This is a genomic window from Streptomyces sp. NPDC101225, from assembly GCF_044767585.1.
Lineage (GTDB): Bacteria > Actinomycetota > Actinomycetes > Streptomycetales > Streptomycetaceae > Streptomyces.
Window position 1 is genome coordinate 38,260 of sequence record NZ_JBIWOE010000013.1, and the last position, 12,787, is coordinate 51,046.

Annotated in this window: 10 protein-coding genes; 4 read left to right on the forward strand and 6 right to left on the reverse strand. The window is 74.1% G+C overall.

Annotated features, from left to right (window positions below):
• Positions 1 to 4 precede the first annotated feature (4 nt).
• On the reverse strand, positions 5 to 901 hold the full coding sequence (locus ACIRPX_RS20000; RefSeq protein ID WP_404196048.1) for an endo alpha-1,4 polygalactosaminidase: 897 nt from the start codon (positions 899 to 901) through the stop codon (positions 5 to 7).
• A gap of 259 nt (positions 902 to 1,160) precedes the next feature.
• On the opposite strand from ACIRPX_RS20000, the gene ACIRPX_RS20005 reads away from it, so the two are divergent.
• A complete protein-coding gene (locus ACIRPX_RS20005) occupies positions 1,161 to 2,132 on the forward strand; it encodes an aldo/keto reductase (protein ID WP_404196051.1) in 972 nt (323 codons plus the stop codon).
• A 32-nt stretch (positions 2,133 to 2,164) separates the two neighbouring features.
• Here the strand turns inward: ACIRPX_RS20005 and ACIRPX_RS20010 are convergent, their stop codons facing one another.
• A complete protein-coding gene (locus tag ACIRPX_RS20010) occupies positions 2,165 to 2,983 on the reverse strand; it encodes a phytanoyl-CoA dioxygenase family protein (protein WP_404196054.1) in 819 nt (272 codons plus the stop codon).
• 63 nt (positions 2,984 to 3,046) lie between these two features.
• On the opposite strand from ACIRPX_RS20010, the gene ACIRPX_RS20015 reads away from it, so the two are divergent.
• Both ACIRPX_RS20015 and ACIRPX_RS20020 read left to right on the forward strand, forming a co-directional pair.
• Entirely contained in the window at positions 3,047 to 3,952 is a 906-nt protein-coding gene (locus tag ACIRPX_RS20015) for a helix-turn-helix domain-containing protein (protein WP_404196056.1), read from the forward strand.
• Between the two features lie 211 nt (positions 3,953 to 4,163).
• The gene (locus ACIRPX_RS20020) at positions 4,164 to 5,978 is read left to right on the forward strand and encodes a ricin-type beta-trefoil lectin domain protein (protein ID WP_404196059.1); all 1,815 of its coding nucleotides are present in this window, start codon (positions 4,164 to 4,166) and stop codon (positions 5,976 to 5,978) included.
• A gap of 9 nt (positions 5,979 to 5,987) precedes the next feature.
• On the opposite strand, the gene ACIRPX_RS20025 is transcribed toward ACIRPX_RS20020, so the two are convergent.
• The 3 genes from ACIRPX_RS20025 to ACIRPX_RS20035 form a co-directional block, all read right to left on the reverse strand.
• Positions 5,988 to 7,241: an SLC13 family permease gene (locus tag ACIRPX_RS20025; protein ID WP_404196386.1), complete on the reverse strand. Its 1,254-nt coding sequence runs from the start codon at positions 7,239 to 7,241 to the stop codon at positions 5,988 to 5,990.
• 107 nt (positions 7,242 to 7,348) lie between these two features.
• Positions 7,349 to 8,059, reverse strand: a complete 711-nt coding sequence (locus tag ACIRPX_RS20030; RefSeq protein ID WP_404196061.1) for a DUF4232 domain-containing protein — start codon at positions 8,057 to 8,059, stop codon at positions 7,349 to 7,351.
• A 126-nt stretch (positions 8,060 to 8,185) separates the two neighbouring features.
• The gene (locus ACIRPX_RS20035) at positions 8,186 to 9,556 is read right to left on the reverse strand and encodes a serine/threonine-protein kinase (protein ID WP_404196063.1); all 1,371 of its coding nucleotides are present in this window, start codon (positions 9,554 to 9,556) and stop codon (positions 8,186 to 8,188) included.
• 19 nt (positions 9,557 to 9,575) lie between these two features.
• Here ACIRPX_RS20035 and ACIRPX_RS20040 point away from each other — a divergent pair, with 19 nt between their 5' ends.
• On the forward strand, positions 9,576 to 10,145 hold the full coding sequence (locus ACIRPX_RS20040; RefSeq protein ID WP_404196066.1) for an RNA polymerase sigma factor: 570 nt from the start codon (positions 9,576 to 9,578) through the stop codon (positions 10,143 to 10,145).
• Positions 10,146 to 10,166: 21 nt separating this feature from the next.
• On the opposite strand, the gene ACIRPX_RS20045 is transcribed toward ACIRPX_RS20040, so the two are convergent.
• Complete coding sequence (locus ACIRPX_RS20045) at positions 10,167 to 12,554, reverse strand: SpoIIE family protein phosphatase (protein ID WP_404196069.1); 2,388 nt, start codon at positions 12,552 to 12,554, stop codon at positions 10,167 to 10,169.
• Positions 12,555 to 12,787: the final 233 nt, after the last annotated feature.

Sequence of the window (12,787 nt, forward strand, 5' to 3'; positions counted from 1 at the left end):
GCGCTCACCCCGCCCTGCGGACGTAGTGGGCGCTGCCCGGCGTCGACACCATCACGTCCCGGCGGACGATGCTCAGCCGGTTCCGGAAGCCCGCCAGGGCCTTGCGCAGCCCGCTGTCCGAGTACTCGATCACCAGGACCCGGTCGTCGAAGGCCTTCGCGTACGTCCCGCACTCGTCGTACTCGGCGCACTCCTCGGCCACCGCGAAGTCGAGCCCCGCCCGCTTCCTGAGCCCGGCCAGCTCCACCGTGTTCTTCTGCCCGATCGCCAGATGCCGCTCGTGCGCGCGCCGCGACAGGAGCGTGATGAAGGCGGTGGCGTCGTCCGCGGTCAGCAGGTGCCGGGAGCGGGTGTAGCTGTCGTAGTTGTCGGGCTCGACGGCGTCGTAGCCCTTGGCCGCGCAGCCGTCGATCCAGGCGCCGACCCGCGCCGCCACGCGTGCGCGTTTGGCCGGCGTGCGGATGTCGAGCAGCGCCTCGCCCCAGTCCTCGTCGATGACGACCTTGCCCTTCGCGTCCCGCAGCAGCAGGTCGGCGGGCCAGGAGCCGCTCTCGTCCGGCTGGGCCTGGAAGGCGTTGACGTAGCAGATGTTGTAGAGGCCGGGAGCCGGCGCCGCCGTACGGTCGCGGCTGACGATGCGGACGCCCGCCGGTGGGGGGTAGGCGCCGCCGATCTGGTAGTCGAAACCCGCGTGGCGGGGCGGGAGGCGCACCCCGGCCGCCGGCGACGGGCCGGTGGCCGCCGCGTGCGGGCCGGAGGTCCCGGACGCCTGCGCGGGAGCGCGCGACGGCCCCGGCGGCTCGGGGGAGGATCCGCACGCCGACACTCCGGCGACGAGAAGAACACACGCGCCGACGGCCGTCCCGAGACCTCCGACGCGGTAGACACCCTTGGCGGGCATGTCCGCTCCATCAATCGCGGGTACGACCCCGCCTCGGACCGGGTGTCCGGTCGGTCCTGGCGACTTGGGCCGGACTTGGAGCTCGTCCGCTACCGGCTGGGCGCACCTCTGGATGCCCCGCTGCGCGCGGCGGCACGTCCCTGGATGAAATCGTCCGGTGCCGCCCGCCGTCAAGTGGGAACGGCAAAGCGCGGGTGCACGGGACGGCACGTCGTACGCTCGCCACTGATACCCGATCCCGAAGGCAGGAGCAGCAACGATGCAGTACGTGAAGCTCGGTTCGACGGGCCTCGACGTGTCGCGGATCTGTCTGGGCTGTATGACCTACGGGCTGCCCGACCGCGGCACGCACGAGTGGACGCTCGACGAGGACGCCTCGCGTCCGCTGATCCGGCAGGCGCTGGAGGCCGGGATCAACTTCTTCGACACGGCGAACGTCTACTCCGACGGCACCAGCGAGGAGATCGTCGGCACGGTGCTGCGCGAGTTCGCCGACCGTGACGAGATCGTCCTCGCCACGAAGGTGAACGGCCGGATGCGGCCCGGGCCCAACGGCGCGGGCCTGTCCCGCAAGGCGATCCTGTCCGAGATCGACCACAGCCTGACCCGGCTCGGCACCGACTACGTCGACCTGTACCAGATCCACCGCTTCGACCCGCACACCCCGGTCGAGGAGACGATGGAGGCCCTGCACGACCTGGTGAAGGCGGGCAAGGTCCGCTACATCGGGGCGAGTTCGATGTTCGCCTGGCAGTTCTCCAAGATGCAGTACACGGCCGAGCGCAACGGCTGGACGACGTTCGTGTCCATGCAGAACCACTACAACCTCCTCTACCGCGAGGAGGAGCGCGAGATGCTGCCGCTCTGCGCCGACCAGGGCGTCGGCGTCCTGCCCTGGAGCCCGCTCGCGCGCGGCCGGCTCACCCGCGACTGGGGCACCGTGACGGAGCGCAGCGCCAACGACAACTTCGGCAGCCGTCTCTACCTGGACAGCGACCGTGGCGTCGTCGAGGCCGTGACCCGCGTCGCGGAGGACCGCGGCGTCCCGCGCGCCCGGATCGCCCTGGCCTGGCTGCTGCACCAGGACACGGTGGCGGCCCCGATCGTCGGCGCTGCCAGGCCGCACCACGTCGAGGACGCGGTGGCGGCGGTCGAGCTGGAGCTGAGCGACAAGGAACTCGAGGAGCTCCAGCAGCCGTACGCACCCCACGCGATCGTCGGGCACAGCTGACCCGTGCGTCGGGCACAGCTGACCCGTGCGCCCTAATGAGGTCCCTGCGGTGCGAACTCCGTGCCGCACGGGCCCGCTCCCTCGCTCGGGGGCAGCGGCACCCGCTCGCCGTCCAGCGTCAGCGTGCGGTAGTGCGTCCCGATGCGCGCGGCGGACCGGCCGACGTAGTGGGCGATGAACGACCGGCGGAAGCGGTCCGCGGTGCGGTTGGGCTGCGAGCCGTGCACCAGGCTGCCGTTGAAGAACAGCACGTCCCCCGGTGCCATGTCGACCGGCACGGCCGCCAGGCCCGGCGGCGGGGGCACGTACTCCCGCGCGAACGACACCTCCGCGTCCGCCTCCTCGGGGCAGAACACGTCCATGCGGTGGGTGCCGGGGACGACCTCCAGGCCGCCGTTGTCCCGGTCGATCACGTCGCAGGCCACCCAGGCCGCCACACACGTGCCCGGCTCCACCCGCAGATAGAAGTTGTCCTGGTGCAGCGCCTGGCCCCGGGCGCCGGGCGGCTTGAAGTAGAACATGCTCTGCGCGGCCAGCGCCTCCTCACCCAGCAGGACCTCCAGCACCGCGCCGAGCCGGGCGTCGAGCAGCACACGACGCGCGGGCTCGCTGATCTCGTGCGGGTGCATCACCCGCGGATAGGCCGCCAGCGGGTCCGGCGAGACACGCGGCCGGAAGTGCCCGGGCACCGGACCGGCCGCGTGCAGCCGTGCGAAATGCGCGCAGAGCCGGTCGATCTCGTCACGCCCGAACAGCCCGCGCACCACCGTGAAGCCGTCCTTTTCGAACCGCCCGAGCGCCTCCCGGGCCGACGGGGAGGCACCGGCCGCGCTCTTGTCCGTGGCTGTCATACGCCCACTCCTCGGTCGGGTGCAATACGCTCGTCACGCTAGGCCGCGGGGTGGCGCAGGAGGATGCCCGTGAACGCTGACGGATTGCCCGAGACTGCCGCGCCGCCGCCCGGGCTGGTGGTGGTCGGCCGCTACGACCAGCCCGAGGGGTACGGCGTCACCAGGCCGCGCGGTGCCGGCAGCTGGCTGTTCATCTGGACCACGGGCGGGCGCGGCCGGCTGCGGCAGGGAGCCGCCGAGGCGCGGGCCGGTGTGGGGGACCTGGTGGTGCTCGCGCCGGGCGTGCGCCACGACTACGCGGTCGAACCGGGCGCCGGCAGCTGGCGGTTCTGGTGGGTGCACTGCCAGGCCCGTCCGTCCTGGGCGCCCTGGCTGCGTCCCTACGGGAGCGGCGACGGACTGTTCGCCGTCACGCCGACCCCGGCGGTCCTGCACGACCGGGTCGCAGCGGCCTTCGGGCGGATGCTCGCCGACGCCCGCTGGACGGGCAGCGGGTCCGTGCCCGTCACCGCGCCGCGGGACCGGGTCGCGGTGGCGCACGGAACCGTGGCGCGGGAACTGGCCCTGTCCTCGCTGGAGGAGATCGTCCTGCTCACGGCGGCCGCCGCGCGCCCGCCGTCGCCGCCGCCCGGCATCGACGTCCGGGTGCGCCGCGCCGAGGAGCTGATCGCCGCCGACCCGGGCGCCCCGCACACCGTCGAGGGGCTCGCCCGCGGCGTCGCCCTCTCGCCCTCACGGTTCGCGCACCTGTTCACCCGGCAGGTCGGCCGGTCCCCGATGCGGGCGCTGCGCGAGGCCCGGCTGCGGCACGCCGCCCGGCTCCTGGAGACCACCGGCCTGCCGGTGGACCGGGTGGCCGCGGCCTCGGGGTTCGCCAGCCCCTTCCACTTCAACCGGGTCTTCCGCGAGCGGTACGGGGTTCCGCCCGGCGGCTACCGGGCGGGAGTCCAACGGCCGCGGCCGGAGTAGCTCTTCCTTTCCCGGCCGTCGAACAGATCGATTGACGAAGTGTCAATAGCCGCCCACGGGCGGGCAATGGGGAAAACCGTGTGATCTCTTGTTGGGCATCCCTGACCTGTGGAAAGGTGTGCCCTGTCGGCGCACGGCCAGGACAATTCCGCCGGGTTCCCATACCACTTGGTATGGACTTTATGCCGCACGCCCCGAGAGGAATGCAGCCGTGAAACACACCGGCCTGTCGAATTCCCCCAGGTCCGACCGCCGGTTCGACGTGACGGACGAGCAACTGGGCGCCGAACTGAAGAAGTGGACGGGCTCGACGCCCGCGCTGCAGCCCGTCGGTGAGCTCCTCGACCGCCACTGGGAAGCCGGATTCGCCTACGCCCGGCTGTGCACCGACGCCGCCCCTTCCGCGGGAATGCTCACGACCGCCGCATTCACCCGGCTTTTCGGCGAGACGCTGCGGCAGAACGGGCCGACGTCCGCCTGGCGGCCCCAACTCCTCGTCACCGTGCGCCGCATCGCGGCGGAATGGGACAACGACCACAGACGGGAACACCTGAACCCCGGACTGTGCGCGGGCGGCGAGCGCGCCGCGGCCCTGCTGCTCCCGTCGGCGGGCCGCCGACTGCTCTCCGGAGCCTTCCAGCGGGTGCCCCAGTCGGCCCGCTGCCTGCTGTGGCACATCGAGGTCGAGGCCGAAGCACCGGACGTCCCCGCCGGGTTGCTGGGCCTGGAGGTGGAGGACGCGCGGGTCGAACTGGAGCGGGCCCGCGAGCGGCTGCGCGAGGAGTGCCTCCAGGTCCACCGCGAACTCGCCCCCGAGCAGGAGTGCCGCCGCTTCCTGCGGATGCTCGACGTGACCTACCGCCGCGGCGGCACCGACATCGACCCCGACCTCGGCGCCCACCTCTCGCGCTGCCGGCACTGCCTGCACACCGCCGACCAACTGGCCCAGTTCAACCACGGACTCGGCCTCGCACTGGCGGAGGCGGTGCTCGGCTGGGGCGCGCGGGCCTACGTCGAGTCCCGCACCGCCTTGCCCGAGGACCCCGGTCCGCTTCCCCCGGAAGTCCCCCTCCCGCCGATACCGGGCGAGCCCTTCGCCCCGGTCTCCGGGCCGGCGCCGCGCCCCGAGGGCCGCGTCGCCTCGCGCCGCTCGGCCCACCGGGCGGCCCGCCGCCGCGCCGCCGCCCGCCGCCGCAACCTCGCGCTGGCCGTCGTGACGGTGAGCGGGCTGATCGTCCTGCCGCTGATCCTCTGGTCGGTCCTCGGCTCCGACGGCACCACCACGGCCGGCGGCCACCCCACACCCACGTCCGGCCAGGGCAAGGGATCGCCGACCGCCGACCCGTCCTGGGTCGGCACCAGCACGGGCGCCCAGGGCACCCTGCGCGGCCGGCTGCGCAACCTCGGCTCCGGACTGTGCGTCGCCGTGGTCGGCAGGAAGCCCGTCGAGGGAGCCGAGGCCCAACTCACCGGGTGCTCCTCGGCGGGCGTCCAGCAGTGGTCGTACGCGACCGACGGCCGCCTGCGCAGCGTCGCGGACCCGGGCCTGTGCCTCGACTCCCACCTCGGCTTCTCGGTGCGGCTCGTCCCCTGCACGGGCACCTCCGATCCGAAGGGCAGGAACGTCCGCTACGACTTCACCCTTCAGGGCACCCTCGTGCCGCGCTGGAACCAGGACCTGGCGCTCGCCCCCGCCGCCACCGACGGATCGGGCGCGCTCGTGGCGAAGAACCGTGACGGCGGCGACGTCCAGCGCTGGGTGTTCGCCACCTCGAAGGCCGACCTCCAGATGCAGGCGGTCAACTGGGACGCCGACGACAGCCACGCGCCCACGGCCTCGGCCGGAGCCACCCCGAAGGCGTCGAGGACGCCCAGCGCCACGCCGACGCCGTCCGCGGCCCCGACCACCGCGCAGCCGACGCCCACGAGCGCGTTCCCGACCGGCCCCTCCTGCTACGACGACCCGTACGCCTGCGTCCGGGACGGCGGCCGTTACGGCGGGCGCGGCGGTGGCGGCCGCCACTGAGCGCGGCGCTCAGCCGGCCACCCGCAGCGACAGCCACAGCGCCGCCACGGCCGGCACGAGCGCGGCCGGGGTGGCGAGCAGGCCCAGCCGGGTGAACTCCACGAGCTGCACCTCCTGGCCGTGACGGTGCAGGATGCGCCGCCACAGCAGCGTCGCCAGCGAGCCCGCGTAGGTGAGGTTCGGGCCGATGTTCACCCCGATGAGCACGGCCAGGACGGCTCCGGGGCCCGCCGCGGCGGTGAGCGGCAGCAGGACGAGCACCGCGGGCAGGTTGTTGATCAGGTTCGCCAGCACGGCGGCCAGGACGGCGATGCCCAGCAGCGCGGGGAGTCCCGAGCCGCCGGGCAGCACATGACCGAGCGCGTCGGCGAGGCCGTTGTCGACCACCGCCCGCACCACGATGCCCAGCGCGAGGACGAACGCCAGGAATGCCGGCTGCGCCGCCCGTACCACCGACAGGGCGGAGGCCCGTCGCCGTACGAGCGCTCTGACCGCCAGGACCAGGGCGCCCGCGGCGGCCACCCAGGCCGGCTCGACGCCCGCCGTCGAGGCCACCACGAACCCGGCCAGCGTGCATCCGACGGTGACCAGCGCGAACAGGGGCAGCCCGGGTGCCGGACCGGGCGCCTGGCCCTGGACGGAGAGGGACAGGTCCCCGGCGAACAGGCGCCGGAAGAGGAGGTACTCCGCGCCGATCGCGACCAGCCACGGCAGTGCCATCAGCGCCGCGAAGCGGGTGAAGCTCAGCCCGCTGGCCTCGAACGCCAGCAGGTTGGTGAGATTGGAGACCGGCAGCAGCAGCGAGGCCGTGTTGGACAGATGGGCGCACGCGTACAGATGCGGTCGCGCCCGTACGCCCGCGCGCGCCGCGGTGGCCAGCACCACGGGTGTCAGCAGCACCACGGTGGCGTCCAGGCTGAGCACGGCCGTGACCGCCGAGGCCAGGACGAAGACGGCCGCGAGCAGCCGCCCGGGGGAGCCCCCCGCGCGCCGCGCCATCCACGCCCCGCACGCCTGGAAGAGCCCCTCGACGTCGCAGAAGTGCGCCAGGACCAGTACCGCGGCCAGGAAGCCGACGACGGGGCCGAGGCTCGCGGCCTCGGCCCGTGCGTGGGCGGGGGAGATCGCCCCCGCCGCGAGCACCACCGCGGCGGCCGGGACCGCCAGCACGGCCTCGGGCAGGCCCTTGGGCCGCAGCACCGCCCACGCCAGCACGGCGACGAGCAGCAGGACGGACAGCGTTTCGGCGAGCGGGGTGTTCAGGGCGGGTCCTTCACGGCGGTTCTGCGCAGGGACCTTCAGGGCGGTTCAGCGCGGGGACCTCCCATGAAAACAGGTCCGGGTGAGGAGCCTGCCCGGCCCCCGGCCGTTCAGGCGCCGGTGCCGGCGCGGAACACCGTGAGGCGCACCGAGGAGGCGTTGCCGGACACCGGCACCTGGCCGCCCTGCCAGCTCACGGTGAGGCTGTCCCGCTCGTCCGGCGGGGTCACCAGCAGCGAGGCAGGCGTGGCCGCGTGGGCGCCGCTGACCTCCGGGTTGGAGAACGACAGACCGGCCCAGGCGCTCCGGCCCGGAGCCAGCGACACCGTCGCCGGGGTGCCCGGGGAGCGCACCGGGTCGGGGCCCATCTGCCCGCCCGACCCGTTGACGAACGCGGCACCCGGGTAGCCCCGCACCGTGCAGGTGCGCGAGGAGGTGTTGGTCAGGACGATCGGGAAGTTCTCCTGCCCGGCACCGGGGTCGTTGCGCCCGACGCTCGCCCTCAGCTCCGAGGTGTGGCACCGGCTGCCGCCGGAGGTGCCGGCCGGTGTGGACGCGCCCTTGGCCGGGGCGGTGGACGTGGAGGAGGGCTTGGCCGTGCTCGCCGTGGAGTCCCCGGCCGCGGTGCGCGACGCGGAGGCGGACGGGCTCGCCTGGCCGGTGCCCTGGCTCGCGGTGGCGGGCGCGGCCGTACCCGAAAGGGTCTCCGGAGAGCTCGCCGAGGCGCCGCTGTCGTTGCCGCAGGCCGTCAGCAGGCCCAGCACGGCGACCGCGCTCGCGGCCAGCGCCGCCCGGTGGACCGAGGGGGACTTCATGGTCATGTTCCTCAACACTCCCGGAGATTCCACGCATACGTCCTGGCATGTGCGTACGGCGCTCTGTGCCCCGTCATACCCCTCCGATGCACGGCCGGCCGGAAAAGTTCTCACCCGGCCGTGTGGTTTCGGTCAGCCTCCGACGCGCACGGAGCCGAGGACACGGTCGGTGGCCGAGGCCCGGCCGCTCTGACGGATCTGCACGTACACCCGAGTCTGCGCGCCGCCGTGCGCCGGGGCGAGCGCGGCCTCCGTCACCGAACCGCCGCCCGGGCAGCCGGACCAGGTCCGCACCCGGCCCCGCCACGCCGCGCCGTCGTAGCCGCGGCTGCCGTCGTAGTGGCAGGTGGGGTGGGTGAGGGCGGTCACCGCGGCGGTGAGATCGCCGTGCTCGCTCAGGCCCACGAAGACGCCGTTCACCTCGGCCCCGAGGTCCTGCCACCGGGTCAGCCGGTCCGCGACGGCCAGCCCCGGCTCGTGCCCGGCGGGCAGGCCGAGCGCCTTCGGGTCCCACCCGGAGTCGCGCAGCTGGCGGCCCCAGCCGTCGGGGACCTCGGCGACCACCCGGCCGGTGGTGTCCGTGACCCGCAGGTCCGCGGCCGGGGCGTGCCGATCCACCAGAGAGGCCGTCACCCCGATGGCGGCGACGGCGGTCGCCGCGGCCGTGAGGACGGCGGCCGTGCGGCGCCTGCGCGGCCGGTGGCCGGAGGCGACGAGCCGCTCCAGCTCCTGGGCGAAGGCTTCGGCGTCCGGCCAGCGGCGCCTGCGGTCCGGTGCCAGCGCCCGCATCAGCGCCCGCCGGACCGCGGGGGCCAGGTCGGCGCGCAGCCGGTCGGGGCGGACCACCTTGCCGGGCTCACCCGGAACGCTGCCGGTGACCAGGTGGTAACCGACCGCGCCCAGGCTGTAGACGTCGGCCCGGGCGTCGATGCCCGCGCCCGGCTCGGCCTGCTCGGGCGGCCGGTATCCCGCCGAGCCGGCCGCCTGGGTGAGACCCGAGGCCTGAGCCAGGCTCTTGGCCAGCCCGAGGTCGGCGAGCAGCACCCGCGACGTGCCGGCGGGACCGTCGGCAGCGGCGCACAGCAGGACGTTGCTCGGCTTGATGTCCCGGTGCACGATCCCCGCCGCGTGCAGCGCGGCCGCGCCCCGGGCGGCGAGCGCGGTCAGCCGCAGCGCCTCGGACACGGGCAGCGGGCCGCCGGCCCGCAGGTCGGCCAGGGTGCCGCCGTCGGCGTACTCCATCACGAAGTAGGGCCTGCCGTCGGGCAGTTCACCGATGTCGTAGACCTGTACGATCCGGTCCGAATTGGCCCGGCGCAACATCCGCGCCTCGGACAGGAACCGCTCACGGACGTCGAGCCGGTGCGACCAGTTGTCGGCGAGCACCTTGACCGCCACCGGCGCCTCGAGCTCGTCGTCGTGGGCCAGCCAGACCGTGCCGAACGCGCCCGTGCCGAGCCGCCGTTCGAGGCGGTAGCGCCCGATGCGCTCGACGGAATGCATACGACTATCATGCCTGGGCGTGGATCGTTTCCGAGGAGAGCCCCTGGTCGCACCGACCGAGGACCTGGCCCGTGGCGCCGCCGCGGGCGACGCGACGGCCCTGGAGGAGCTGCTCCAGGCGATCGGACCGGAGGTCCTGCGGCGCTGCGCCCGCTTCCTGCCCTGCCGCGAGGACGCCGAGGAGGCGGCGCAGGACGTCCTGCTGCAGATCGCCCGGAAGATCACCACCTTCCAGGGCCGCAGCCGCTTCAGCACCTGGCTCTACACGGTCGTCGCCAACTGCTGCCGCCAGAAGTACCGCGAACTCAAGCGGCGTGCGGCCGAGCAGCCGGTGGCGATCGACACCGAGCGGCACGTCGACCCGCGCACGACGAGCGTCATCGCCGGCTCCCGGCTCGATCTGCTGGACGCGCTGGACCGGCTGGAGCGCGAGCACCCCCAGCTCGTGGAGCCGCTGGTCTACCGCGACATCTGCCAGCTCGACTACGCCCAGGCGGCCGAGCGCGCGGGCATCCCGCTGGGGACGTTCAAGTCGCGGCTGCACGAGGCGCGCAAGCAGGTCAGGCCCTGGCTGACGGAGGTGTCCTGACGGCGCGGTGGGCCGCCGCCCTCAGGTCTCGTCCAGCAGGGCGATCTCCGACCAGATCGTCTTGCCGTCCGCCGTGTGCCGGCTGCCCCAGCGCTGGGTGAGCTGGGCGACCAGCAGCAGACCGCGCCCGCCCTCGTCCCAGGTCTTGGCGCGGCGCAGGTGCGGAGCCGTGTGGCTGGTGTCCGACACCTCGCAGATCAGGGTGGCCGTGTCGTGGATCAGCCGCAGCCGGATGGGGTGGGCGCCGTACCGGATCGCGTTGGTGACCAGCTCGCTGACCACCAGCTCGGCCGTGAACGTGGCCTCCTGGAGCCCCCAGGTCTCCAGCTGCTCGACCACCTGCTTGCGGATGGGGGCGACGAGCGACGGGTCGGCGGGGATGTGCCAGGTGGCGACCTGCGAGGAGGGCAGGCCCCGGGTGCGCGCGAGCAGCAGGGCCACGTCGTCGGGGGCGCCGCCGGTCGGCAGCAGCCGGTGCAGGACGCGGTCGCAGGTCTCGTCCAGCGAGTCCGAGTACGTCGACAGGGCCTCGCACAGCAACCGGTGACTGGCGTCCACGTCCCGCTCGCGGGACTCGATCAGCCCGTCCGTGTAGAAGCTCAGCACGCTGCCCTCGCGCAGTTCGAGCTCGGTGGACTCGAAGGGGAGCCCGCCCAGGCCGAGCGGCGGTCCTGCGGGCAGCTCGACCTGGCGCGGCGCGCCCCCCGGCGGCACCACGACAGGCGGCGGATGCCCGGCCCGGGCCATCGCGCAGCGCCGCGAGACCGGGTCGTAGACGGCGTAGAGACACGTGGCGCCGACCTCGCCGGGGCTGCCCTCGTGCCCGGCCTCCGCGGACAGCCGCACCACCAGGTCGTCGAGGTGCGTCAGCAGTTCGTCGGGCGCCAGGTCGATGTCGGCGAGGGTGCGCACGGCGGTGCGCAGCCGGCCCATGGTGGCCGAGGCCTGGATGCCGTGCCCGACGACGTCCCCGACGACCAGGGCGACCCGCATCCCGGACAGCGGGATCACGTCGAACCAGTCGCCGCCGACCCCCGCCCGCGCCGCCGGCAGATAGCGGGAGGCGGCGTGCACCGCGGCCGTGGCCGGCAGTGAGCGGGGCAGCAGGCTGCGCTGCAGCGCGAGGGCGGTCTCCCGCTCGCGGGAGTAGCGGCGGGCGTTGTCGATGCAGACGGCGGCGCGCGCCGTCACCTCCTCGGCCAGCAGCGCGTCGTCGGGTGTGAACGCCTCCTGGCGCCGGAACCGGCACAGGACCGCGACACCGAGCGTTTGCCCGCGGGCCCGGATCGGCACGGCCATCGCCGAGTGGATGCCGTACTCCTTGACCCGGTCCAGGCGTCGAGGGTCCCGGCTGAGCCACCGCGCGAGGTCGCCGGCCTCGGTCGTCGCCACGACGGAGTGGCCGGTCAGCAGCGGATCGGCCTGCGCGGAGGGGGGCGGGTAGCGGTCCACGTGCCCGATCTCGACCACGGCCTCGGGCGTGCCGGGGTTGACGGACAGGTGCGCGGTGCGGCGCAGGACCACCGGGGCGGTGGGCGGTCCGGTGAACGGCTCGCCGCCCGGGTCCTGCGGGTCCAGCAGATCCACGCTGACGAAGTCGGCGAGGGCGGGCACGAAGAGCTCCGCCAGCTCCTCGGCGGTCCGGGTGACGTCGAGGGTGGTGCCGATGCGGACGCTCGCCTCGTTGACGAGCTGGAGCCGCTCGCGGGCCTGGTCCTGCTCGGAGAAGTCGTGGGCGGCCACGCACACGCCCCGGACCTCCCCGGCCGTGTCGGTGATCGGGGACATCCGGGCCAGCCAGACGTTCGGCCGGCCGTCGAGGCCGATCGGCACGTACGTCCGCACGTCGTGGCCCTGCCCGGTGGCCAGGACCCGGCGCAGATGGCGCTCGATGTCGGTGCCCCGGGGGCTGCCGCTCACCTCGGCCAGCCGCAGCCCCCGCACCTGCTCCTCCGGCAGCCCCAGCACATCGGCCATGACGTCGTTGATCCGGCGCAGCCGCAGCCGGTCGTCGCAGATGGCGACGGCGCACGGCGACTGGAGCAGCCCGGCCCGCTCCAGCGGATCGTCGTCCGAACCCGGCCGGTCGCCTTCCAGGGGGCTGACCACCACCCATTCGGCGGGGCCGCCGTCCGCGGGTTCGGTGCGGTGGGCCAGCAGCCGGACGGGGACGGAGCCGCCGTCCTGGTGGCGCAGGGTGACCAGGCCGTGCCAGCGGGACCCCTCGGTGTCGAAGACCGCGCCGGTGGCCCCGCCGACCACGAACTCGGCGGCGGGTCGGCCCACGGTGTCGTCCGCCGTCCAGCCCAGCAGGCGCTCGGCGCCGGCGTTCCACCCGAGGAGGGTGCCCTCCGCGTCGACGACGGCGCGCGCCGTCGCGGCGTCGTCGAAGGGATTGACCGGACTCATCGTCGCCACTCCATTGCGCACACTCACAGTGAACAAGCGCGTCACTTGAGTTCCAGCCTAGTGCCGCGGCGGGCTCCGCGGGACGGTGACCCCGGGCCGTCCGGGAGGGTCGGTAGAAAGCGCATACCCGGACGATGTGGCCCACGGAGCAGGCGGACCGCGCCGGACCCTTGACGGCGGCGTGCGCCCTGACGAAAGAATCTGTTTGTTCGTGATCAATCGTGAGTACTTCT

Excerpts from the sequence above, each read along its gene's own strand:
- ACIRPX_RS20015 (WP_404196056.1), top strand. The coding sequence starts at position 3,047 with ATGCCCGTGAACGCTGACGGATTGCCCGAGACTGCCGCGCCGCCGCCC.
- ACIRPX_RS20010 (WP_404196054.1), bottom strand. The coding sequence starts at position 2,983 with ATGACAGCCACGGACAAGAGCGCGGCCGGTGCCTCCCCGTCGGCCCGG.
- ACIRPX_RS20005 (WP_404196051.1), top strand. The coding sequence starts at position 1,161 with ATGCAGTACGTGAAGCTCGGTTCGACGGGCCTCGACGTGTCGCGGATC.
- ACIRPX_RS20030 (WP_404196061.1), bottom strand. The coding sequence starts at position 8,059 with ATGACCATGAAGTCCCCCTCGGTCCACCGGGCGGCGCTGGCCGCGAGC.
- ACIRPX_RS20045 (WP_404196069.1), bottom strand. The coding sequence starts at position 12,554 with ATGAGTCCGGTCAATCCCTTCGACGACGCCGCGACGGCGCGCGCCGTC.
- ACIRPX_RS20035 (WP_404196063.1), bottom strand. The coding sequence starts at position 9,556 with ATGCATTCCGTCGAGCGCATCGGGCGCTACCGCCTCGAACGGCGGCTC.
- ACIRPX_RS20000 (WP_404196048.1), bottom strand. The coding sequence starts at position 901 with ATGCCCGCCAAGGGTGTCTACCGCGTCGGAGGTCTCGGGACGGCCGTC.